The 23,709-nt window shown below is 48.2% G+C and carries 13 protein-coding genes and 1 pseudogene; 10 read left to right on the top strand and 4 right to left on the bottom strand.

Translation table 11 applies throughout. The annotated features are described in order from the left end of the window. Positions 1 to 57 precede the first annotated feature (57 nt). The 3 genes and pseudogenes from NSQ57_RS17980 (at position 58) to NSQ57_RS17970 (ending at position 8,245) form a co-directional block, all read left to right on the top strand. Positions 58 to 1,682, top strand: a pseudogene (locus NSQ57_RS17980) (S8 family serine peptidase). A 524-nt stretch (positions 1,683 to 2,206) separates the two neighbouring features. Further along, the gene (locus tag NSQ57_RS17975; RefSeq protein WP_342425110.1) at positions 2,207 to 7,720 is read left to right on the top strand and encodes a S8 family serine peptidase; all 5,514 of its coding nucleotides are present in this window, start codon (positions 2,207 to 2,209) and stop codon (positions 7,718 to 7,720) included. 177 nt (positions 7,721 to 7,897) lie between these two features. Then, positions 7,898 to 8,245 carry a hypothetical protein gene (locus NSQ57_RS17970; RefSeq protein ID WP_029515644.1) on the top strand — a complete coding sequence of 116 codons (348 nt, stop codon included), beginning with the start codon at positions 7,898 to 7,900 and terminating at the stop codon, positions 8,243 to 8,245. 11 nt (positions 8,246 to 8,256) lie between these two features. On the opposite strand, the gene NSQ57_RS17965 is transcribed toward NSQ57_RS17970, so the two are convergent. After that, a complete protein-coding gene (locus NSQ57_RS17965) occupies positions 8,257 to 8,844 on the bottom strand; it encodes a hypothetical protein (protein ID WP_029515643.1) in 588 nt (195 codons plus the stop codon). 223 nt (positions 8,845 to 9,067) lie between these two features. Here NSQ57_RS17965 and NSQ57_RS17960 point away from each other — a divergent pair, with 223 nt between their 5' ends. Further along, the gene (locus NSQ57_RS17960; protein WP_029515642.1) at positions 9,068 to 9,439 is read left to right on the top strand and encodes a DUF4190 domain-containing protein; all 372 of its coding nucleotides are present in this window, start codon (positions 9,068 to 9,070) and stop codon (positions 9,437 to 9,439) included. Positions 9,440 to 9,532: 93 nt separating this feature from the next. After that, entirely contained in the window at positions 9,533 to 9,736 is a 204-nt protein-coding gene (locus NSQ57_RS17955) for a hypothetical protein (protein WP_049816899.1), read from the top strand. Between the two features lie 190 nt (positions 9,737 to 9,926). Here NSQ57_RS17955 and NSQ57_RS17950 read toward each other — a convergent pair whose 3' ends face one another. Both NSQ57_RS17950 and fabV read right to left on the bottom strand, forming a co-directional pair. Then, positions 9,927 to 10,079: a DUF1540 domain-containing protein gene (locus NSQ57_RS17950; protein ID WP_013311427.1), complete on the bottom strand. Its 153-nt coding sequence runs from the start codon at positions 10,077 to 10,079 to the stop codon at positions 9,927 to 9,929. 295 nt (positions 10,080 to 10,374) lie between these two features. Next, a complete protein-coding gene (gene fabV / locus NSQ57_RS17945; RefSeq protein ID WP_342425109.1) occupies positions 10,375 to 11,562 on the bottom strand; it encodes an enoyl-ACP reductase FabV in 1,188 nt (395 codons plus the stop codon). Between the two features lie 189 nt (positions 11,563 to 11,751). Between fabV and NSQ57_RS17940 the strand changes: the two genes are divergently transcribed. The 5 genes from NSQ57_RS17940 (at position 11,752) to NSQ57_RS17920 (ending at position 22,198) form a co-directional block, all read left to right on the top strand. Next, positions 11,752 to 18,000: a WIAG-tail domain gene (locus NSQ57_RS17940; protein ID WP_342425108.1), complete on the top strand. Its 6,249-nt coding sequence runs from the start codon at positions 11,752 to 11,754 to the stop codon at positions 17,998 to 18,000. Between the two features lie 157 nt (positions 18,001 to 18,157). Then, a complete protein-coding gene (locus NSQ57_RS17935) occupies positions 18,158 to 18,655 on the top strand; it encodes a hypothetical protein (protein WP_340956463.1) in 498 nt (165 codons plus the stop codon). A gap of 168 nt (positions 18,656 to 18,823) precedes the next feature. Further along, positions 18,824 to 19,534 (top strand): response regulator transcription factor, encoded by a 711-nt coding sequence (locus tag NSQ57_RS17930; protein WP_209949782.1) that lies wholly within the window; start codon positions 18,824 to 18,826, stop codon positions 19,532 to 19,534. Positions 19,535 to 19,536: 2 nt separating this feature from the next. Further along, positions 19,537 to 20,916, top strand: a complete 1,380-nt coding sequence (locus NSQ57_RS17925; protein WP_340956461.1) for a HAMP domain-containing sensor histidine kinase — start codon at positions 19,537 to 19,539, stop codon at positions 20,914 to 20,916. A gap of 214 nt (positions 20,917 to 21,130) precedes the next feature. Continuing rightward, positions 21,131 to 22,198 (top strand): ABC transporter ATP-binding protein, encoded by a 1,068-nt coding sequence (locus tag NSQ57_RS17920; protein ID WP_029515635.1) that lies wholly within the window; start codon positions 21,131 to 21,133, stop codon positions 22,196 to 22,198. A gap of 147 nt (positions 22,199 to 22,345) precedes the next feature. Here the strand turns inward: NSQ57_RS17920 and NSQ57_RS17915 are convergent, their stop codons facing one another. Further along, positions 22,346 to 23,629 carry a pectate lyase gene (locus NSQ57_RS17915; protein ID WP_029515634.1) on the bottom strand — a complete coding sequence of 428 codons (1,284 nt, stop codon included), beginning with the start codon at positions 23,627 to 23,629 and terminating at the stop codon, positions 22,346 to 22,348. Between the last annotated feature and the right edge of the window lie 80 nt (positions 23,630 to 23,709).

Genomic DNA, 23,709 nt, shown 5'->3' with positions numbered 1-23,709 from the left:
CTGTCCGGAAGGTTGTCCTTGAGAATTAAAAAACCAAGTAAAGGGAGATGGAAAGTATTGATTAAGTCGAAAAATATCAAAAAGACGCTGTCGGTCAGTTTTACCGCTCTTCTTGCCTTTTCTCTAATTTCCCCGGTATATGGGGATTCCAGCACAACCACCTCAGAGGAGGATCAACCATTTCCGCCAAGGTTTCAGCCAAGCTGAACCAACCATTCAGTGCCAGTGAGTATGTCACCTATCTGGTTAAATTGAAGGATCAGGTGGATACGGAGTCCGTTGCCAAGCATGCTTTCCAAAAGGCCTCTGCAGAGCAGATTTCACCCGCTGCTGCTAAGCTTTCTGTACGTACAACAGTTGTGAACTCTCTCATGGATACAGCAGAAAAAACGCAACAATCCGTGGAAGAATACTTAAAGAAAGAAGTTAATAACGGAAGCGTCAAAAAGTACAAGAGTTACTTTATCGTGAACGCTTTTGCGGTCACCAGCACCAAAGAGGTCATGGATAATCTGGCCACACTTCCTGAGATCGACAAAATTTTACCGGATGAAAAGCGGGAACTGCAAAAGGTAGAAATAGATAAGGATGCCCAGCCTGTGGTTGAGGAATCTACAGCTGACCAAGTGGTTGCAGATCAGGCCGCTGTAGATACGGCTGTGACGGAAGAGAATGCGCAAAAATCGGTGGAAGAATCCGTATATAAGGATGCGGTAACACCAAGCCGTGTCGAGTGGAATATCTCTAAAATCAAAGCACCACAGGTTTGGGCCAAAGGCATTGACGGCAAAGGCATTGTTGTCGCCAATCTGGATACAGGCGTTGAATATACTCGCCCGGCGTTGAAAAGAAAATGGCGTGGTCTGGATGCTTCCGGTCAGGTCGTGAATCCAGAACTGAGCTGGTATGATGCGGTTGATGGAGCATCGCTGCCAACTGATTCAAATGGACATGGTACACATACGATGGGTACAAGCGTTGGCTCGGACAGCAACGGTACGAATGAAATCGGTGTTGCTCCTGGCGCCAAATGGATTGCGGTTCGAGTATTCAATCCAGATACCACCGACTCCATCTTACTGGACGGTGGACAATGGATTCTTGCTCCTGTAGATAAAAACGGTAAAAAGCACCCTGAGCTTGCACCGGATGTGGTGAATAACTCTTGGGGCGGTGGACCTGGCCTGGATGAATGGTATCGTCCAGTCACCAAGGCGTGGAGAGCGGCTCAGATTTTCCCTGAGTTCTCCGCAGGCAACACAACACTGTCCAATCCGGGCGGACCTGGGTCTGTAGCCAATCCGGCAAATCTGCCGGAGGCTTATGCGACAGGAGCCACGGACGTTAACAACAAGCTAGCCAGCTTCTCGCTGCGCGGTCCTTCTCCTTATGGCGAAGTGAAGCCTGAAATTTCGGCTCCTGGTGTAAACATCCGTTCTTCTGTACCGGGCGGAGTGTATGAGGGGGGATGGAACGGTACCTCCATGGCAGGCCCGCATACTGCCGGATTAGCAGCATTACTGCTTCAGGCCAAACCATCTTTGACCGTGGACCAACTGGAGGATGTTATTTCAAAAACAGCAACTCCGCTGACAGACAGCCAGTATCGGACTTCACCGAACAATGGTTACGGATATGGTCTGATCGACGCGCTTGCTGCGGTGAACTCCGTACTTAAGTAAAAATAATCAGACAGGATTAAGAAAGTCTTCCGAAAATCCCTTTGAGCGGCTCGTACAGAGATTGCATACACCTGCTAACCGTGTAATGCACTAATTACGTAGCCGCTAAAAAGGGGTTTTCGTACATAAAAGAATATAAAAGTCATAGAATTTCAAGAAAAATGCAAAAAAATGACTTGTATATCTGTTTTGATAACTTTATACTATTCCATAATATATGATTATATATCAATTTTTAATATAAACTGTAATGATATAACATGTTTTTCTTCGAAGTTCTCCTGCTTTTTCTCCTTGGTTTCTACTGAATTTCATCGCTCTTCTATTGGGATTGTAAACTCGCCTATGAAGTACTGCCATCTATGAACAGCCAAATATTTTTGTGCCTCTATATTCTATGAAGGAGGTGGTCGCCAACCACATCATGTTGCGCAACCCGTGTGTTTGATGTGCAAGGCATGAGGTCTTACTCTGTACAGGTTATTTCAGAAACATTAAACCTAGTAAAAGGAGTGGAAAAGTAATTGATTAAACCTAAACGATTCAAGAAACCACTGTCTATCGGACTATCTTTACTAATGGCCTTTTCCTTTGTTCAACCTGCTTTGGCGAATAACACACCGGATGGCTCCAAGCTGGAGCTGAAATCAGCCTCTCACAAGGTCACGACCGCGAAGGTATCTCCGAAACTGACCAAACAGTTTGAGGAGAATAACTATGTTACCTATCTGGTCAAATTAAAAGAACAGGTAGACACCAACAAGGTTTCCAAAAATGCTCTCCAAAAGGCCTCACTTGAGAAAATAACACCCTCCGCTGCCAAAATGGCTGCACGCAGCCATGTGATCAGCTCTCTGCGTGAAACCGCTTCAAGAACCCAATATGGGCTTGAAAATTACTTGGACAAGCAATCAGAGAGCGGCGGAGTGAAGGAATATAAAAGCTATTTTATTGTCAATGCATTGGCTGTAACAAGCACCAAGGAGGTGCTGGATCATATTTCGAAACTACCTGAGGTCGATAAAGTCTTACCGAATGAAACGCGTTATCTGCAAAAGGTGACAGTTGACAAGCAAGCAGAGGGAGCAAATGCCAAAACGGCTGAAACAGCTGCAACAGCGACAGCAGCAACGGCGAAGTCTGCATCGGTAGAGAAAGCTGTAGAGCTGGAGAAGGACGATGGCAAAACATCGGCTAAGCCTGGCAATGCAGGTAAGAACGCTGTAGACCCATCTACGGTGGAATGGAACATATCCCATATTAACGCACCACAAGTTTGGGAAAAAGGAATCGACGGAACCGGAATCGTGGTCGCCAATCTGGATACAGGTGTAGATTATACACATCCGGCCCTTCATCGCAAATGGCGGGGTCTGGACGCGGCAGGCAATGTCGTGAATCCCGAGCTGAGCTGGTACGATCCGCATAGTCATTCGACGCTTCCGGTCGATCAGGAAGCCGATTCCCATGGTACGCACACGATGGGAACGATGGTCGGCTCTGAGGAAAACGGAACGAACCGAGTGGGCGTTGCACCTGGCGCGAAGTGGATTGCGGTTCGGATTTTTAATCCGGAAACGACGGATGCAATTATACTGGATGGCGGTCAATGGCTGCTTGCGCCAAAAGATGCCCAAGGGAATCTTCATCCCGAGCTTGCTCCAGACGTAGTGAACAACTCGTGGGGGGGCGGACCGGGTCTTGATGAATGGTTCCGGCCTGTGGTTCAGGCATGGCGGGATGCTCAAATTTTCCCCGAATTCTCTGCAGGTAACACCTCTCTTTCCAATCCGGGCGGACCTGCCTCAGTAGCCAATCCGGCGAACTATCCGGAATCCTTCGCTACTGGAGCCACGGATAGCAATGATAATCTGGCCAGCTTCTCATTGTTAGGACCCTCACCCTATGGTGAAGTGAAGCCCGAAGTTTCCGCGCCGGGTGTTAATATCCGGTCATCTGTTGCTGGTGGCGCCTATAAAGGCGGATATAACGGTACTTCTATGGCGGGACCTCATGTTGCGGCCCTTGCAGCGCTGTTGCTGCAAGCGAATCATTCGCTTACCGTAGATCAACTTGAGGAAATTTTGATGAATACGGCTACACCACGAACGGACAGCACATATCCTACTTCACCAAACAATGGCTACGGACATGGTGTCATTAATGCGCTGGATGCGGTCGGTTCGGTCATGCAGGGTCTGGGCTCCGTGTCTGGTAAAGTTGTAACGGGTGGCGACGATCTGGAAGCACCTGTTCTCGAGCATACACCGCCCGCTGCGGCATTCGAGGGTATTGATATACCTCTGACTGCTCATGTAACGGATGATGTCGGCGTGACAGCCGTTGAGGCATTTGCCAAAACAGCGGGTACGTCAAACTATGTATATATTCCGTTGGAACGGACCTCCGGCGACAGCAAAGATGGTACATATCAAGCATCCATCCCGACTTTTTTGGTGGATAGCGCTGGTCTGGAATACTATATTCGTGTAAATGATTACGGTAATAACGGATTTGAAACTGAAGTATATAAGGTGAAAATCTCTAAAGGGGTAAAACCAGGCTACACACAAGACTTTGAAAAAGACATTGCCGGTATTAATATCGGTGGACAGGGCAGTGTTTGGAAATGGGGAACTCCAACAAGCGGCCCTAAAAGCGCACATTCGGGTACAAAGGTCATCGCGACCAATCTCGAAGGCCAATATCAGACCAACTCCAACAGTTATTTTATGGCCCCTCCGATTGATCTGACCGAGAGCTCAAAAGGGGCACTGGTCAGCTTCAAGCATTGGTACGATCTTGAAAACAATTCTGATTTCGGCAAAGTGTACGTAGCAACCACAAACAATCAGAATGCGTTTGAGCAGGTATTATCGTTTACCGGCGCCAGCAACGGCTGGAAAACACAATATCTTGATTTGCGGGCATTCGCGGGTCAAAAGGTATACCTCCTGTTCAACTTTACTAGTGACAATACGGTTGTGAAAGATGGCTGGTATATTGACGATCTGTCGATTCAGGAGCCAGACACCGTTGCACCTGCTGCGCCGAGCAATTTGACTGCTGAAGCAGATACTGTGGGCAACGTCACGCTGGCCTGGAATGCTTCCTCCGATGAAGATGTGAAGCAGTACAAGGTGTATCGTTCTACCCAGTCAGGTAAAAATTATGCTTCCGTCGGTACAACCTCAGCACTGACATTCACAGATACCATCACGGTCGGTGGAGCGACCTACCATTATGCAGTGGCGGCCGAGGATTATAGTGGCAATGAAGGAATCAAGTCGAATGAGGCTTCTCTGAGAGTAGACGTGCCGGATACGCTGTATAGCGATCATTTTGATGGCAGCTCGGATAATGGCTGGACTCATTCCGGCACCAAAGATGAGTGGGAACGCGGCGTTCCTAAGGAAGTAGGACCAGAGAGTGCGGTGTCCAAACCGAATGTGTGGGCAACCGATCTGGATAGCAATTATGAGAACGGAGCTGACTTTTCGCTGGTTTCACCAAAAATTAATTTGCAAGCTGTACGCAACGCAACACTGACCTTCAATCACTGGTTTGAAATTGAGGCTGGCTATGATTACGGTTATGTGGAAGTGTCCAAAAACAATGGTGACACGTGGAGCGAGCTGGGCAAATTTTCTCACAATACGAACGGGAAAAAGTGGGCTCCGGTTTATTACAATCTGGATAGCTACGCCGGCAATGAAATCCAAATTCGCTTCCGTTTGAAATCGGATAACAGTGTGAACAAGAACGGCTGGTATATTGACGATTTCCGTGTGCTTGGCATTCCAGCTACGACAGTGACTAAGGACATCGTACCTGAGTCGAATATCAAGCTGGAAAAAGCGGAAGAACAGTTCCCGCTGTACAAAATTACAAGTACTGAAAAGAGTGAATTCCAGGAGAAAGTGAAGCCGGCAGAAACAACGGTGGAACGTGGACGTGTCGGTCTCGACAGTCTTCCAGCCAGCGCTACGGTTACGGTATTGGAAACCGGACGTTCGGTAAAAACGGATCCGACAACGGGCAAATACAGCTTCACCCATGTAGCCGGCGACTATACGCTGAAGGCTGAAGCCTACGGTTACGTTCCTCAAACGAAAGCAGTCACGATTGAGAATAACAAAGTCATCAGAGCAAACTTTAGTCTTCAGGCCATACCTCACGGTACGATTCACGGGGTCATTACCGACAAGCAATCCGGTGAACCGATCCAAAAAGCGAAAGTGTTGGTGGTGGAGGATGCACGCATTGCTCCGGTCGAAACGAATGAGGCTGGAGAATTTACGCTGGACGTGCTGGAAGGAACATACACGTTGTCCATTGCAGCCGAAAATTATTATAGCGACAGTGTATCCGTTACTGCTCCTCCGAACGGTAGTGTGGAAGCGAATGTCATGTTGAAACCTTTTATCGGGTTCCAAGGAGGCATTGCTTACGATGACGGGACAGGAGAAAATGCTAGAGCCTTTAACGCGGCAGGCAATTCATGGGCAGTCAGAATGACACCTGAGTCGGAAGTGACTCAAGTGACAGGAGCATCGCTTTTGTTCTGGAACTCTGCCTTCCCGAATCCGGGAGGAACGGCATTCCAATATTCTGTCTATGACGCCTCCGGTGCCGCAGGAGCACCTGGACGATTGTTGGCTGGTCCATTCGACGGGACTGCCGTACGGGATGAGACACAATGGACGACGGTACAGCTCCCAGAGCCGGTGACGGTTCAAGGTGACTTCTACATCGTATATACACAGTCTGCTGTAGGCACACAGTCGCCGGGTCTTGCTACAGATGAAAGCAGTCCCAATGCGCTTCGAAGTTGGCAAGGTGTAAGCGGCACATGGAGCCAATCACCTGAGGAGGAGGGTAACTACATGATCCGGGCTATCGTCAGATATCCGGTGAATGCTCCAACGATTACGACTCCTACGAAGGCTACCTATACGCAGGAAGAGACGATTACCGTAACAGGAACTTCTCCGGCAGAAGGAGCCGATATTCAGCTCTTTAACGGTAAGGAGCTGGCTGGCACAACGAAGGTGAAGGATCGCCAGTTCAGTTTGTCGGTTGATCTTCAACCAGGTGCTAATCCGCTAAGTGTCCAAGCAGCGGTATACGGCAAAATAACGGATCGTTCCGAACCGGTGGTCGTGACACTTGACCAGACTAAACCGGGTCTGATCCTGACTTCGCCAGATGAAGGAGCCCGTACGAATGCGGGTGTCGTGAGCGTCACCGGTACGGTGTATGACGAATTCCTCACCGATTTGACGATTAACGGCGAGCCAGCCGAATTTGGAAGTGACGGCACCTTTAACAAGCGATTGCTTATCAACGAAGGTGAAAATCAAATTACGGTGACGGCCAAGGATCTTGCCGAAAACGAAACAACCGTTACGCGCTCGGTGTATGTCGATACAGCTCTGCCGAAGCTTGAAAACATTAACCCTGCTGAGGATGTGCGTATTACTCCAGGGCAGTCAGTACGGGTATCTTTTGACAGTGCATCCGGTTTGGAGGCGTCCTTCCATGTGGAGCTGCCTTTCAACCTGTCCACTTTGGGCCGCAACGATATTCCATTAAATGAGACTTCGTCAGGCCACTATGAAGGTACTTATTTCACTTCATCTTCTCTGAACCTGGAAGGCGGAGTCATCGTGATCCGGGTAAGGGATGCAGCGGGAAATGAAGTGGAGACGGAGGCGCCGGGAAGATTGTATGTAACCAATGGTGGGGGACAGAACCCTGATCCGAATCCACCTACATCCAATGAGAAGCCAGTAGCCATTATTCAGGCTAATGAATCCGCTAAGAAGAACAAAAATGTACAATTTAACGCCAAAGCTTCCCGTGATGTAGACGGTGAGATCGTCAGTTACAGCTGGAATTTTGGGGATGGTGATACGGCGGTCGGTTCCAAGGTGAAGCATAAATTCACCACAGCTGGAACGTATACCGTGGAGCTAACGGTGACGGATAATGACGGCGCAAGCGGTAAGACTGTGCATACGATCACGATCCGTTAACACCCAGTAGGAAATGGAATGCTTGTTTTAGAATAACAATGAAGGCCCACAGCAAGCTACGGTTTATAGGCTGCTGTGGGCCATTTTTAATTGTCGAACCGTTCAGGAAGCGATACAATGAGTAGAACTCTATAAAGTGAATCGTTTCACAATAATATTTTAGCAGGAGAGGATCATATGATTCATTTGCAAAAAGAAAGCGGACGTATCCGTCTTGTACTGGATGCCTATTTTATGGGGGAAGATATCGTTGTACTCATTTCTGGCGGTGATCAGCCCCATTTGGGAACGATTACAGCAGGGGCCAGACTCGAGCCGATTCAAACTGTGCAATTGCAAAATCACAAGGAGTTTTATATTACCGAAGAAATTGCAGTTCGCTTACGAAAAGAGTTTGCGGGCAATTTTGCCATTTGCTGCGGGACACATTTGGACCATGCATCCAAGGACGAAATCCGAGTGCTGACAGATATGGCCATACAACTGGGAAAAGAGCTCATTGGAGAACTCAAGCAAGCACGCTAGTAGCAACCTTTTTAAGTGAACTCTCGAAAGAGCAGATTGCGATAGGGGTATTTACTAAAGGAATACTTAAAAAGCAATGCAAAGCCATCGTCCTCAATTTGTACGGATTTCAGCGCAGAGGATGGAATCAAACTACGGATCATGACATGAACTGCACGCTGGTCTTGTCTGTTGATCGCTTTGGCTAAGGCAGAAGCAAAACATGGATTACGTGCCAATTCGCGATACAGCGGAAAAACGGCTTTTGCGATGGCGCGATGAACTCTCGGCTCAAATGTAAACTGCACAGTCCCCGGTGGAATCGTTGTTCCATTCGTATAATAGAGCATCGGTGGCTGAGCTAAAAAGGAAATAAAGTAGCCGATGCCGTTCGTGCCTAAGCCTTGTTTGGCGGCAAATGGAGCTACTGAGCAGAGAAGGGATTTCATCCGATCCAAATTCGCCTGAACGACAGCTCGTGACCATTGGACGGCAAAAGCACGTCGGGTTGCAATAGCTTTGTAAAATGGCAGCATAGCAGTGGATATTATCCTAAGTGTGTTTGCATTTAAACGTTTGTGAGGCGAGCGCTTTCTGTGGGATGTTGCACGATATAGCATAGCTCCGACCTCCTTGGCAGGATGCTCTCATGGAGCACAATTGATCTGTAACAGGTAAAATACTGTATGCCCAGTTACCTCAAAAAGTGCTAATATCGCTATGTTTCTTCTTTTTAACGTTCTAATTTAAAAATTCGAAATAAGTACTGTCCTGATTTGTAAGATTGTGGTACCCTAGAACTTATATAATTGCTATTTTTCGTATTGGAGTTGAATTTAACAGATGAGTGATTTGTACAAGGAGCCTCGATCTTCCGATCCTTTTCAGGAGACGAACGATTATAACGCCCCATTTAACCCGCCCCCAGTAGTTCCACCTACCAATAGTAAAGCTGTTGCCTCGATGGTGCTCGGGATTTTATCTGTTGTCATTCCCTATCTTGGGTTGATTATCGGAATTGTGGGTATTATTTTGTCCAGTCTTTCCCTGAAGGAAATTAATCGTCATGGCGAGCAAGGCAGAGGTATGGCCATTGCTGGACTGGTATGTAGTATTATCGGTACACTGATTTATACACTGATCATCATTTTTATAGTTATTGTTTTTATTGTAGCGGCCTCCAGTGGCGATCCGGATATTTTTTCAGACATTTAATGAATTGAAGAATGCTTGAGTCAGACAAACCATTCACGATTTGACTATTGGATGCTATGATAAAAGGAGTCCAATGAAGGAGAGTGAAGCCGTATGGCACGTACTCAAACACAAAAAGCGCTAAGCAAGGCAAAACGCGCTGGAATCTATTGCGCGGCACAGAGCCGCAAAACAAATGACCATTATGGCGAGATTTCACAGCACATACGAATGAAGCCGACCAAGCAGGAACAATTACAAAAGGTCAAGCACAAGAAGCGAATCGTTCAGAGCGACGCTTCTTTTTTTTGTCTTTAGAGAGAACAGCAGTGTCCTTTTCAGCGTGGATTTATAAAGTAGCAGAGAAATGATTGTATACAAGCGAAAAGCGCCTTTCTGTACCGAAAAAGGACTTGATAATAATTATCATTCTTGTTAGAATATCATAAGAAAGAAGGAACCCGGGCATGGGCTCCTTCATTATAAAGCTAGGCTTGAAATCAAAGATTTACTTGGCTTCGAAGGTTTTGCAGTCTGTTTCTTCGGATTTGTGAGTGTCTTCAGGTCTGTTGCTTACGATGTAAATGGAGCTAGCGCTGCATTTATTCTCTTGGGCCCAGTACGTACAAGAGTTGACTTCACACAGAACGTCTTTTGCCATGTTGTACACCTCCTTATATGGGTGTGATGGGCTGAGCAAATAGTATCACGGTCAGTCAAGGTAGGACTTGTCCAACTGTGCTTACCCTCTTGTTAGGAAGAGGGATTTTGCTATGCCTACCTGTACAATATCAAATGAAATTTAAAATTGCAATGTTAGCATCATTTGCAGTTCAAAGCGGACATAAGTGTCCCTTTTAATTAAAAACAAAAGCTGTCCTCCATGCAGAACGAAATGTTTCTCTGCTGGAGAACAGCTTTTTTTGTTTTTTGACATAATGACGATATTAAAAGACTTAGCGCACGTTAGGAATATTTACGATGGGATCAATGTCAGCATCATAGTCTACATCCTCGAACTCAAAGCCAAACAGTTGGAAAAATTCGCGACGATATCCTTCAAGATCGGACAATTCGTAGATATTGTTGGTCGTCAGCGCCTCCCATATTTTTGCAACTTCTGCCTGCACGTCTTCACGTAGTTCCCAATCATCAATACGAATACGTCCTTCTTCATCTACAGGAGTTTCTGGTGCGTACAGACGCTCAGCAAACAGGCGGTAGCTCTGTTCTACGCACCCTTCATGCAGCCCTTTTTCCTTCATTACCTTATATAAAGCAGAAATATACAGAGGAACGACAGGGATAGCGGAGCTTGATTGGGTAACGAGTCCTTTGGTGACTGCGACGAAGGCGCGTCCGCCTGTAACTTTCAGCTGATCGTTCAGCTGACGTGCTGTCTCCTCCAGATGATCCTTTGCACTTCCGATACTGCCCTCTCTGTAGATGGCTTGTGTAATATCTGAACCGATGTACGAAAAAGAGAAGGTCGTTGCAGTATCGGCGAGCACGCCGCCAGCACGCAAGGCGTCAATCCACAATTTCCAGTCCTCACCGCCCATAACTTCTACAGTTCCTTGTACCTCTTCTTCTGTTGCGGGTTCGAGCGTCACGCTGCTGACTTCCCCGGTGTGGAAGTTAACGGTCTTGTTTGTGTAAGGCTTACCAATAGGTTTAAGCACCGAATTAAACGTTTCGCCTGTGCGGGGATTTGTACGGCGACCTGAAGCGACACTATAAACCACTAGATCGACTTGTCCCAGTTCTTCGCGAATGGCTTCCACCGTTTTGGCTTTGACCTCATCCGAGAAGGCATCTCCTGTCACGCTTAAGGATTTAAGCCCAGCTTCCTGAGCGGCTTTTTCAAATGCAGCAGAATTGTACCAGCCTGCCGATGCTGTGCGTGTAGCCGTAGCATTGCTAGGACGATACACGCCAATTGTATTGGCACGCGCACCGAAGGCGGCAGTAATGCGAGAAGCCAATCCATATCCGGCAGATGCCCCGATTACAAGTACATTACGGGGGCCTTGGATAGCAGGACGGGCCTGTACATAGTCAATTTGCTCCTGAACATGTTGGGCACAGCCCACCGGATGAGCAGTGGTGCAGATAAAGCCACGTGTTCTTGGTTTGATAATCATGTTATTGTAATTCCTCTCTTCTTGTAGCGATCTTCACCCTTACTATTTTAACTTTTAACTATTTTTTTTCAAACGTGGATTTTAGTAAGTATCCTTTTTACCCAAAAGTGAATCTCTGTACAGGGTGGCAAGTGCCTAAGGGTCTGCATATGATGCTGTAACGATAAACATGAGAAGGGAGAGAGCTGCTTGAAGAACAAGAGCCGAAAAACCAACAGAAACAAAAAGCCGCTCTATCGTGTAATTGACCCGGATATGAATGAGTTAAGTATGATACAACGCTCAAAACCACTGCCTGCGGAGAGGGAGACAGAAGCAAGACTTCATCAAGTTGCTTCTCCGCCTCCCCCAACTACAGAGGAGTCGGAGCTAAAGACAGTTGTCGAGCCTGAAGTCGAGGCTCTGCACGAGAAAGAAATTGAGGTTGCAGATGTAGAGGAGACTCCAGCTTTGATGGAAGAACCCCCACTGCCAGAGCTAGAGCCAGAGCCAGAGATAGAGCTAGAGCCGGAACCAGAACCAGAACCTGATCCAATTGATGTGGAAGAAATTTTGAACAATAAGAAGGCTCCGCATGTAAACAATGCTTTCATCTATACAGACGATTTGAGTGATTTCGCTGTGACAGGTGAAAAGATCGCTCCCGCTTCCATAGATTCCAGCAAGCTGAAACAAGAGAGTATCCAAACGGAATTTCTAGCAGATTATGCTGTTCATACAATTAAAATAGCTGACGGTGCTGTGACTGCTTCGAAGATTGCTCCCGACTCCATTACGGTCGAGCATCTGTCAGACGCATCAGTGGCAGGCAGCAAATTGCAGGATCGCTCTATTAGTGGTGAAAAACTTCGTGATGGCAGCATCACTCCAGAAAAGCTGGCGGATAAAATTATCAGCGGCGATCATATTGCCAATGGCTCGATTGAAAGCCGTCATTTCAAGCAATGGATCGTGTCTTCAGATATGCTTCAAGATCAGTCGGTCACCTCCGATAAAATTCGCAGCGGTACGATTCAATCGAACAATTTGGCGAATGAAGCTGTTGATAGCTCCAAGCTGGGCGATCAGTCTGTGACCACCTCCAAATTGCGGGATGGGGCTGTGGATGGAACTAAAATCCAGGCAGGCAGCATTGAGAGCGCGCACCTGACCGAGCATGCCGTTCATGCAAGGCATTTGGCCCCCGGTTCGATTAATCGCAAGCAGCTATCCGACGGAATTGTGGGCAGGGAACAATTGGAGGAAGGTGTTGTCAGCGGGCGTCATCTGGAGTCTGAGGCAGTCACCAGTACGCACATTCAGGCAGGAGCGATTGAAAGAAAGCATCTGGGTCCTGGCTCCATCGGGGAAGAGCAGCTTGGAACGGGCCAAGTAACAGCCCGGCATATCGCGGATCGGAGTATTCAATCCAATAAACTGGCAGATCAGTCTGTAGGCTCATTGCAGATTGTTGATCAATCCGTCACTTCATCCAAAATATCGGATCAGAGCATTCTCCCACACAAAATTGCCGATGAGGCAGTACTTACCAGACATATTGCAACAGCAGCCATACAAGGACCTCAGATTTCTCCAGAGGCAGTTTCTTCCGTGCATCTTCAATCCGAAATTATTCGGAAAGATCATATTGCACCAGAGGCGGTTACGGAGCAACATTTGCATTCCGGGGCTGTGACAAGCGAGAAAATAGGGAAGGGTGCAGTTCTGGATTACCATGTGGCGAATCAGGCTATCAAGGAAAGTCACATCGCTTCGAGCGCTATTAAGTCTGACAAAATCGCTGACGAGGCGGTTATAGAAACTAAAATTGGCACAGGGGCGGTAACCGGAAATAAAGTTGCGTCTCAAGCCATTACCCACGTACACATTGCAACGGGAGTAATCCGTGAAAACCACCTTGCCGACAACAGTGTGGGCGGAAAGGCGTTACAGGCTCAATCGGTGGATTCAACCCATTTGGCCCAGAGCTCTGTACAGAGCAAGCATCTTGGGGAAGACAGTGTCGGAACCGCGGCGTTGCAAGAACAGTCCGTTACCGCAGACATACTAGGCGAAGGCGCTGTTCATACCGCGCATTTGGCCAGTGGTGCGGTATACTCCCACCATTTACAGGATCATGCCGTTACTTCGTTGAAACTATCGCCGGAAAGTGTGGCTACGGATAAAATTAATGATTTGGCGATTACTGCGCCTAAGCTAGCTGAGGGCAGTGTCACTTCCTCCAAGCTGTCTGCTCGTTCGGTGCAGCCATGGCATATTACGGATAAAGCAGTACTGAGCAACCATCTGGCTGTTGAAGCAGTGGAGGCGAATCATCTGGCGCCGGAATCCGTCACCTCCAACCATTTGCAGTCTGCTTCGGTCCAAACCAAACATCTCGCCCCAGATAGTGTGTCCGGCCATGCACTTCAGTCGGAAAGCGTCACTTCCGAGAAGTTAGCGGCTCGGGCTGTGCAGGCTTCCAACCTGGCGGAAAACAGCGTGGGACCCGGGCATTTGGCTGCACAGGCCGTACAAACCAGACATTTGGCCGCAGGATCAGTAGAGGACACGATATTAGCCCAGAATGCTGTGAAGTCTGAGCATCTTACAGCAGAATCCATCCAATCCGAGCATTTGCAAAGCGGGATCATTCAGGGAGAGCATATTGCATTGCAGGCTATAGCGACTCAAGCCATACAGGATGAAGCGGTTACCTCTGCCAAACTATCAGAGGAAAGTGTAACCTCTACCAAGTTGTCAGCCCATGCAGTGCAGTCCGGGCATATTATGGATGAAGCTGTACAAAGCAACCATTTGGCCGTGGCGGTTGTGGACTCGACCCATCTGGCATCTGGAGCGGTCACCTCGGTGCACCTACAGGCCTCCTCGGTGCTAACGAGACATTTGGCTCCGGATAGTGTGTCCGGTCGTGCACTTCAAGCGGAAAGTGTAACCTCGGAAAAGCTGGCAGCCCGCTCGGTACAAGGAATGAACCTTGCAGAAGGCAGTATCGGCCCTTCACATCTATCTGTGCAGTCCGTACACACGCGGCATTTGGCAGCTGGAGCGGTACAGGATAGAGTGCTGGCAGAGGGAGCGGTGAAGTCCGTGCACATTGCCCCGGAATCGATCCAACCACACCATCTGCATACTGAAATCATTCAGGGCGAGCATATTGCATCCCAGGCCATATCGACCGATGCTTTACAAGATGAGTCTGTGACATCTGACAAACTGGCAGATGAGGGCGTGACTGCCGCCAAGCTGTCGGCCCACTCCGTACAGTCGTGGCACATTACAGACGAAGCAGTGCAAGGAAATCATTTGGCAGCAGAATCCATCCAGTCGAACCATCTGGCACCGGAAAGTGTCACTTCAGCCCACTTGCAGTCTTCGTCAGTGCTCACGAGCCATCTGGCCCCGGATAGTGTGTCCGGCCGTGCACTACAAGCGGAAAGCGTCACCTCGGAAAAGCTGGCAGCCCACTCGGTGCAAGGAATGAATCTTGCGGAAGACAGCGTCGGCCCGTCACATTTGTCTGCACAGTCGGTACACGCCCGGCATTTGGCAACTGGCGCAGTACAGGATACAACGCTGGCAAAGGGAGCAGTGAAGTCGGTACACATTACCGCGGGGTCAATCCAGCCACATCACCTGCACACAGGAAGCATTCAGGGCGAGCATATCGCATCCCAGGCCATATCGACCGATGCTTTGCAGGATGCGTCTGTTACCTCCGATAAATTGGTGGATGAGGGTGTGACTTCCGCCAAGCTGGCGGTCAACTCGGTACAGCCGTGGCACATTACAGACGAAGCAGTGCAAGGAAATCATTTGGCAGCAGAATCCATCCAGTCAAGCCATCTGGCTTCCGAATCCGTTACCTCTCGCCATTTGCAGGCTTCCTCAGTGCTTACGAGTCATCTGGCGCCAGATAGTGTATCCGGTCGTGCACTACAGGCGGAAAGCGTCACCTCGGAAAAGCTGGCAGCGCGCTCGGTACAAGGGACGAATCTTGCGGAAGGCAGCATCGGACCGTCACATCTGTCTGCACATTCCGTACACAGCCGGCATCTGGTAGCCGGAGCGGTACAGGATAGAGCGTTGGCAGAGGGAGCAGTGAAATCCGTGCATATCGCTCCAGAATCAATCCAATCACACCATTTGCACCCTGGAACCATTCAGGGCGAGCATCTGGTATCTCAGTCGATATCGACTGATGTTTTACAGGATGAGTCTGTGACATCTGATAAATTGGCCGATGAGGGTGTGACTGCCACTAAGTTGTCGGCTCACTCGGTACAGCCGTGGCACATTACAGATGAAGCAGTGCAAGCTAATCATTTGGCAGAAGAGGCCGTTCAATCAAGTCATCTGGCGCCGGAATCTGTCACCTCAGCCCACTTACAGTCTTCGGTGATACTTGCGAGTCATTTGGCGCCGGATAGTGTATCCGGTCTTGCGCTACAAGCGGAAAGCGTCACTTCGGAAAAGCTGGCAGCACGCTCGGTACAAGGGACGAATCTTGCGGAAGACAGCGTCGGTCCTTCGCATTTATCTGCACAGTCGGTACACACTCAGCATTTGGCAGTCGGCGCTGTGCAGGATACAGCGCTAGCTGAGGGGGCAGTGAAGTCAGTACACATTGCCCCGGAATCCATCCAGCCGCATCACCTGCACCCTGGAACTATTCAGAGCGAGCATCTGGCATCCCTGTCGATATCGACCGATGTATTACAGGATGAGTCCGTTACGTCTGATAAATTAGCGAATGAGGGTGTGACTGCTGCCAAACTGTCGGCTCACTCGGTACAACCGTGGCACATTGCGGACGAAGCAGTGCAAGCCAATCATTTGGCAGAAGAGACCATCCAGTCGAGCCATCTGTCACCGGAATCTGTCACTTCAGCCCACTTGCAGTCTTCGGCGGTACTTGCGAGCCATCTGGCCCCGGATAGTGTGTCTAGCCGTGCGTTACAAGCAGAAAGCGTCACCTCGGAAAAGCTGGCGGCACGCTCGGTGCAAGCGACGAATCTCGCGGAAGGAAGCGTCGGCCCTTCACAATTGTCTGAGCATGCCGTACACCCCCGGCATTTGGCACCTGGTGCAGTACAGGACAGAGCGCTGGCAGAAGGGGCAGTGAAATCCGTGCATATCGCACCGGAGTCCGTCCAGTCGCATCATCTGCAAATGGGAACCATTCAGGGTGTGCATATCGCCTCACAAGCAATACCGACCGATGCTTTGCAGAATGAGTCCGTTACGTCCGACAAACTAGCGGATGATGGCGTAACTGCCGCTAAAATATCTCCTCATTCGGTCCAGCCGTGGCACATTACAGACGAAGCGGTGCAAGCCAATCATTTGGCAGAAGAGGCCGTCCAGTCGAGCCACCTGGCTCCTGAATCGGTCACCTCTGATCATTTGCAGGCTTCGGCAGTGATGACTCGGCATATTGCGCCGGGGAGTATATCGGTTCACGCGCTCCAGGCAGGCAGTGTGAACGCTGAGAAGCTTGCACTTCGGGCGGTGCGTGCTTCGAATTTGGCAGAAGCCAGCATAAACTCCGTGCATTTAACGGAGCATGCCGTACACGCTCAGCATTTGGCCGAGGGGGCGATCCAAGGGTCCGCACTGGCAGAAGGCGTGGTGCAGTCCAGGCATATCGCGCTGGATTCAGTCCAGTCGGAGCATCTGCAAGCAGGGGCTATTCAACCACAGCATGTAGGCTGGCAGGCGGTGGTTGAGGATGCTATACAAGAAGGAGCGGTAACATCCAGCAAGCTGGCAGATGGAACGGTACAGTCCCGTCATGTGGCTGAGGAGGCTATTGAGAGCCACCACATTGGAGAGGAAGTTATTGATTCGCATCACCTAAAAGCAGGCTCAGTGACACGGGCTCAGCTGTCCACAGATATTCATCTCTCGGGACTTTTGCCAGAGGAAGGTATCAGTGGCGACAGACTTCAGGCAAACAGTATATCTCGAAACCATCTGCAAGCTCAGGCCGTCGACAGCGAGGTGCTGAGCCCGGGAGCTGTGGGAGCAGAGCATCTGCAGGCCGCTGCGGTACAAAGCCATCATGTAGCAGAGCAGAGCATTGAAGGCCATCATCTGGTGGAAGGCACTGTAGGCTCACGTGAGTTGGAGCTGAACGCAGTGAAGCCGGAGCATTTGAGCATCACTCCGGTTCGTACGTGTGCGAATCAGCCCGCATTGCAGCAGTTCGGCAGAGCGCCGTTTCTTTTGAAAGGCAGTGAAGGAGAGACGGAAGTGACCATTGTATTCGGGGAGACTTTTGTAAACCCGGACTACACATTAGTAGCGATGACGAACCACCCTCTCTTTCATGCGACGCTGAAATCTCAGACGCCGAATGGAGCAGTGATCGTCGTAACCAAGTGGAACGAAACCGCGCATAACTACGGTATTATTTCCTGGATCGCCATTGGCTAGTGAAGACGGTTATTGTAAAACTCATAGCGTGCAGACTCATGTATTTTCTAAATACAGAGCTGCACGCTTTTTCATATACTTTTCACACATTTGCTCCACAATTATGCCGAATTCTCCTGATAAGCTAAAGATACTTTAAAGGAGAGGTGATTCAATCATGAAAAAATGGACTAAAAATGCAGCAGCCGTATTGACCGTAGTAAGTGTACTGGGAGGAGCAAGCAGCGCATTCGCCGCTACAGCAACAACGACTCCAGCGAGCACTGCACCAGTAACCAAAGCTCCTGCGGTTATGACACCAGCTACCAAAACACCGGCAAAAGCACCTGTGACGAAAACACCTGTGGTAAAAACACCGGTTAAAAAAGCTGTAACAGCTCATAAAACAACAACCAAAGCAAAGAAAGCCCCTGCCAAAAAATCCGTTGCGAAAAAAGCGGCAAGCCACAAAACAAAAGCAGTGAAAGGGCAGCACCGTACAGTTAAACATCATGCCAAAAAACATAATGTTGTTAAACACAAAGCAACAGCTCATAAAACTCGTACACATCATGTCGTAGCTAAAAAAGTGACCCACAAAACTCCAGTTAAAAAAGCAGTCCCAGCAAAAACAGCTCCAAAAGCAGCAGCCAAAGTAGTAACAACCAAGAAATAAGTTTGATGCGTAGTTAGCACTCAGCTCGCCTGGCATATACAGCAGCGATTCATGATAAGAAAGACGGGACCGGGAACGGTATACCCGTCTTTTGTCTATTCTGCTAGGCTTCTGTTAAGCTTAAAGAGAGGATGGAAGCATCCAGAACAACGGCAAGGGGTTAAGGCCATGACAAAAATAGTAGTAGTGGATGACGATGTGTTCATTCTGCAATTAATATCTGAATATTTGAAAAAAGAATCCTACGAGGTGACTTCCTTTTCCAGCGGTAAAACACTGGTAGAGCATATCCGTACGAACCGTCCGGATTGTCTCGTTCTTGATATTATGATGCCTGGCATTGATGGGCTTTCTCTACTGACTCAGCTTCGTGAGTTTACGGAAATGCCGATCATTATGATCTCTGCCCGTGGAGAAGAAAACGACCGTATTCACGGGCTGGAGCTGGGCTGCAGCGATTTTTTGACCAAGCCTTTTAATCCAAGGGAATTGGTAGGAAGGGTCAAAGCGATGCTGAGACTGAGCAAGGCCGGAATGTCTGCATCGGACGATAGGCAAGCGGCAGAAAACGCAGATCTATGCCATGCGGGCAATCTGTGTATTTTTGCTGACTTTCGTAAAGTCACAGTGGACGGACAAGAGCTGAATTTAACCTCACGTGAATTCGATCTGTTGCTGTTTCTTGCGAATCATCTGGAAAGACCTTTTGGCAGGGAACATCTGATTCAGCAGGTGTGGAGCTATGATTTTATAGGTGATGTGAGAGTCGTGGATGATCTGGTCAAACGGATTCGTAAAAAGTTAGCTGAATATCACTCTACGCTCGTCATTAACACCGTATGGGGTTTCGGATATAAAGCAACGGTTCAGGAGTTGTAATCATGCGTACGATGAGAGCTAAAATACTGCTTTCCCTGTCCATCGCCATGCTTATTACCGTCTGTATTACGGTGGTTTTATTCGTTAGGCTTATCGACGACATTCTGGTGAATCAAGTCAAATCCAAACTTCATGAGCAGGCACGCAAAGCCGTCCATATTATGAGCGATGGAGGCTTTGATCGACTGGATAATGCTGAATTTAACTATGTTATCAAGGGCGTGCTTTTATCTACCGATTACTTTATTTTAAGCACGGATAACCACATCATCGACTCAAGCGTCTCTGGAATGGAAGGCAAAAAGATCGAACATTTGCTTTTGATCCGCCAGGGATTTTTTGCATCGGTTCATCCGTCTGCCCAGGATCTGACCGCTACACATGAAGGGGTGGCTGTGCTTCAAGGTAAAAAGGTACTGTTTACGAATGAGGAATTGCCCGGACAACCTTTTCGTATTTTTGTATACTCACCCTTATCTTCTTTGAGAGCCCTGTATGTACCGTTAATGAGAACCACATTACTGTCTATCATCGCGGGTTTTTTAGTGATTCTCGTCATTGGTCTGATGGTGGTCTCACGTCTGGTGCGTCCGCTCAAACGATTGAAGGAGGCGGTTGGCAACTATGAGCCGAATCAGCCGCAGGATAGTGATTTTCCGCAGGCGGATAAAAGTGAGATTGGCGAGCTGATCGGCACCTTTCACTCCATGTCCGCCCGTATTCAGCAGCACCATCACGGTCAAATTGAATTTCTACAAAATGTATCTCACGAGCTAAGGACACCGTTAATGTCGATTCAAGGCTATGTATATGCCATACAGGATCAAGTGGTATCCCAGGACGAGGGACTGAGTATCATCAAAGTGCAGTCCCAGCGGTTAATTGACATGGTGGAAAAGCTGCTGCAGCTATCGAGGCTGGAGGCGCTGAATGAAGAATGGCCTGTCTCTCTGGTTGATCTTAGAAGCATGGCGGAGGATGCTGTTCATCTATTGATGCCGGTGGCTGCTGAACGTTCTATCTCGCTCCGAGTGGAGGGAGAGGGTCTGCATGTGGCCGTTCCGGCCGAGCAATTGTTCCGCATGATATTGAATTTGCTGCAAAATGCAGTTCGGCATACCTCTACGGAGGTTGTCATTCATTTGGAGACAGGGACAACACCGGAGGTTGTATGGGTTATACATGTGGATGATGATGGGGAAGGGCTGACCGAACAAGAGGCAACCGAGGTGTTCGGAAGATTCTATGCGGGCTCGAATGGTGTCACAGGTCTTGGATTGGCTATTTGTCGTCAAATTGCTACCCGGTTGAATGGAGAACTACTCTGCACACGTTCGCCATTGGGTGGAGCACGCTTCAGCTATATCCAGCGCATGTTATAAATGAGTACAAAAATGGTTAAAAATGATCGTTTTTTCGGAGAAACATTTCATTTATCTAACATCGAATGGAAGTTTTTCGGTGATATTTGAGATATAGCTTGACTGGTAGGTACTAAACTGAGTAAAATTAATCGTATATACCTTGACTCATGGACGTCGTTTTTTTAGATAGTGGTCAATAATAGTGATGAATAATAAATGAAAGAGTGATGAGATGAACCGCCTTTTGGAAGTGAAGGACTTAACGATATCTTTCAAGACCCGCCAGGGACTAGTGCAGGCCATTCGTGGCGTAAACTTTCATGTCAATAAAGGAGAGACGCTGGCGATTGTGGGCGAATCCGGCTCAGGTAAAAGCGTAACCTCACAAGCTGTTATGAAGTTGATTCCGACCCCTCCGGGCATTTATCAAAAGGGTCAAATTATGTTTGACGGACAAGAGCTGATTAATAAAACGGAAAAGCAGATGCAAAAAATTCGTGGTAAGGAAATTGGCCTGATTTCTCAGGACCCAATGACTTCGCTTAACCCGACGATGAAAGTGGGCAAGCAGATCACGGAAGTGCTTTTCAAGCATGAAAAAATATCCAAGGATGCTGCTCGCAAGCGGGGTATTGAGTTGCTGAATCTAGTAGGTATTCCACATCCTGAACAGCGTTTTAACCAATATCCGCATGAATTTAGTGGTGGTATGCGTCAACGTGTCGTCATTGCGATGGCATTGGCTGCTAATCCGAAACTTCTGATTGCCGATGAGCCGACGACTGCGTTGGACGTAACGATTCAAGCTCAAATTTTGGAGCTGATGAAGGATCTTCAGAAAAAGATCGATACTTCCATCATCTTTATTACTCATGACCTCGGTGTTGTGGCGAAGATGGCTGATCGCGTTGCTGTTATGTACGCAGGACAAATCGTGGAAACAGGTACGGTTAATGAAATTTTCTACAACCCGAAACATCCATATACATGGGGCCTTCTCGCCTCTATGCCAAGTTTGGACAGCCATGGTCAGAAGCTGGCAGCTATCCCGGGAACACCTCCGGATCTGCTTCACCCACCTGTAGGGGATGCTTTTGCAGCCCGCAGTTCTTATGCTATGAAAATTGACTTTGAGAAAGAGCCTCCACTCTTTCAATTATCCGATACGCACTTTGTGAAATCATGGTTGCTGCATCCAGATGCGCCAGCGGTTGAGCCACCAGATGCGGTAAAGGCTAAGCTTCGCAAGCTGGATAACGCATTTGAAAAGCCGGTTTTGGTAGAACAATACGGTAGTTAATGTGCGCTATAATTTGTAATTAAACAAATGAAAAATAAAAAAAGGGCTGTTCTCTCCGTGTGGAATCATTCTACGGAGGAAACAGCCTTTTTGGTGTAAAATCGCAGGTTGTATGCGTCTGCGGTTATTTGTGTTAACGGGCAGTGTTTACAGCTTACCAGAGCCAGCTTGGGAAGTGACTTCTGCCTTCACACTGGCGGATGGGGAAATTTTATCGTTCAGCGATGGTTTCCAGCCTACAGAGGAGCTAAGACCCGCACTGGAGCCTGCATTAACAGCTTGTCCATTCAGGATTGTGCCCGTATCTGACAGGGCAGTTCCACCAAAGACAGTCACGATTTTAGCTGCAGATAAACCGGCAACGTCAATAACATTGTTTTCGGCGAAGATTTTGGAGGATTTACCTGCGCCCCATATATACAGTGAAGGATATTCGGAGCGTTTTACATCACCTGTATAGTAATTGTTGTACAGATGGACTTGTCCATACCGCACGCGTGGTGTGCGTTGTACCGTGTTTTCATAATAATTGTGATGCAGGGTTACACGTAAAGTCCCTTCATCTGCTGTTTTACTGTCGCTGTTGCCAATAATCGATGATTTATCATGATCGTAAAAATGATTGTAAGAAACCGTAACCAGATCGCCCTGGTTAATCACATCGAGAAGCCCATCATGATGCTGGTATTCTTGACCGTAAAAGGAGCCGTTTTGGCTATCTGGGTGAGATCCATCATTGAAGGTATTGTGGTCTACCCATACATGTGTGGCGCCGTTAATTGTAATGCTGTCATATTCCGAATTCCAATTGCCTGTGCTGCCGTCCGTTGGGTCCCATTGAGGAAAATAATCGTAGGCATCCTGGAACTCAATATTACGGATAATGACATTATCTGTCCCTTTTTTTAGTTGAAGGTTCGCGCCGTTAATGACGGCATTGCTACCCTGACCGACAATCGTTGTATTAGAAGGAATCTCAATGACGACACGACTGGCCTGATTTTTTTGTGAAGCCTCACGTGCCTTTTCCAATGTGCCGGACGGAGCCTTTTTACCCCAAGTGGATGGGTCATAAGCTTTGAGGTAGGCGTCAAAATCATATTTAGAGTCCTTGTAATCGTTCAATCCCAACGGCTTGTTATTGTCATCGACGTTGGCGTTGATCGTGCCTTTGACATAAATGATTTTAGGCGTACTATTGCTGTTTTTGCCCAAAGCATCGACTAATTGCTTGCGATTCGTTACGGTGAAAATATTAGAAGAAGAGGCTGCAGCTCCGCCTGTTGTGCCTGTAGAAAAGGCTGCCCAACCGTTTTTGTTACCAAGCGTTTCTTTACCAATATCGCTGGCTGCATGAGCAGGTGAACCAAGAGGGGACAGGGTAGTGAATAGCAGAGCTGCTGCAATTCCGAGTGAAAATCTCTTTTTCATAAAATACCTCCGTATATTGGATGAATAGAGTAGACAAACGAAGGGAGTCCCGGGTGCTCCTGTGGTTTCTACATTTTCTA

The organism is Paenibacillus sp. FSL L8-0502 (genome assembly GCF_038593055.1).
GTDB lineage: Bacteria > Bacillota > Bacilli > Paenibacillales > Paenibacillaceae > Paenibacillus > Paenibacillus polymyxa_D.
The sequence above is the reverse complement of the archived record's forward strand: the minus strand, read 5'-3'. Positions and strand labels throughout refer to the sequence as shown.

Bases quoted from the DNA above. Each gene is read 5' to 3' on its own strand.
- NSQ57_RS17970 (WP_029515644.1), top strand. From the start codon at position 7,898: ATGATTCATTTGCAAAAAGAAAGCGGACGTATCCGTCTTGTACTGGAT.
- NSQ57_RS17965 (WP_029515643.1), bottom strand. From the start codon at position 8,844: ATGCTATATCGTGCAACATCCCACAGAAAGCGCTCGCCTCACAAACGT.
- NSQ57_RS17960 (WP_029515642.1), top strand. From the start codon at position 9,068: ATGAGTGATTTGTACAAGGAGCCTCGATCTTCCGATCCTTTTCAGGAG.
- NSQ57_RS17955 (WP_049816899.1), top strand. From the start codon at position 9,533: ATGGCACGTACTCAAACACAAAAAGCGCTAAGCAAGGCAAAACGCGCT.
- NSQ57_RS17950 (WP_013311427.1), bottom strand. From the start codon at position 10,079: ATGGCAAAAGACGTTCTGTGTGAAGTCAACTCTTGTACGTACTGGGCC.
- fabV (WP_342425109.1), bottom strand. From the start codon at position 11,562: ATGATTATCAAACCAAGAACACGTGGCTTTATCTGCACCACTGCTCAT.
- NSQ57_RS17935 (WP_340956463.1), top strand. From the start codon at position 18,158: ATGAAAAAATGGACTAAAAATGCAGCAGCCGTATTGACCGTAGTAAGT.
- NSQ57_RS17930 (WP_209949782.1), top strand. From the start codon at position 18,824: ATGACAAAAATAGTAGTAGTGGATGACGATGTGTTCATTCTGCAATTA.
- NSQ57_RS17925 (WP_340956461.1), top strand. From the start codon at position 19,537: ATGCGTACGATGAGAGCTAAAATACTGCTTTCCCTGTCCATCGCCATG.
- NSQ57_RS17920 (WP_029515635.1), top strand. From the start codon at position 21,131: ATGAACCGCCTTTTGGAAGTGAAGGACTTAACGATATCTTTCAAGACC.
- NSQ57_RS17915 (WP_029515634.1), bottom strand. From the start codon at position 23,629: ATGAAAAAGAGATTTTCACTCGGAATTGCAGCAGCTCTGCTATTCACT.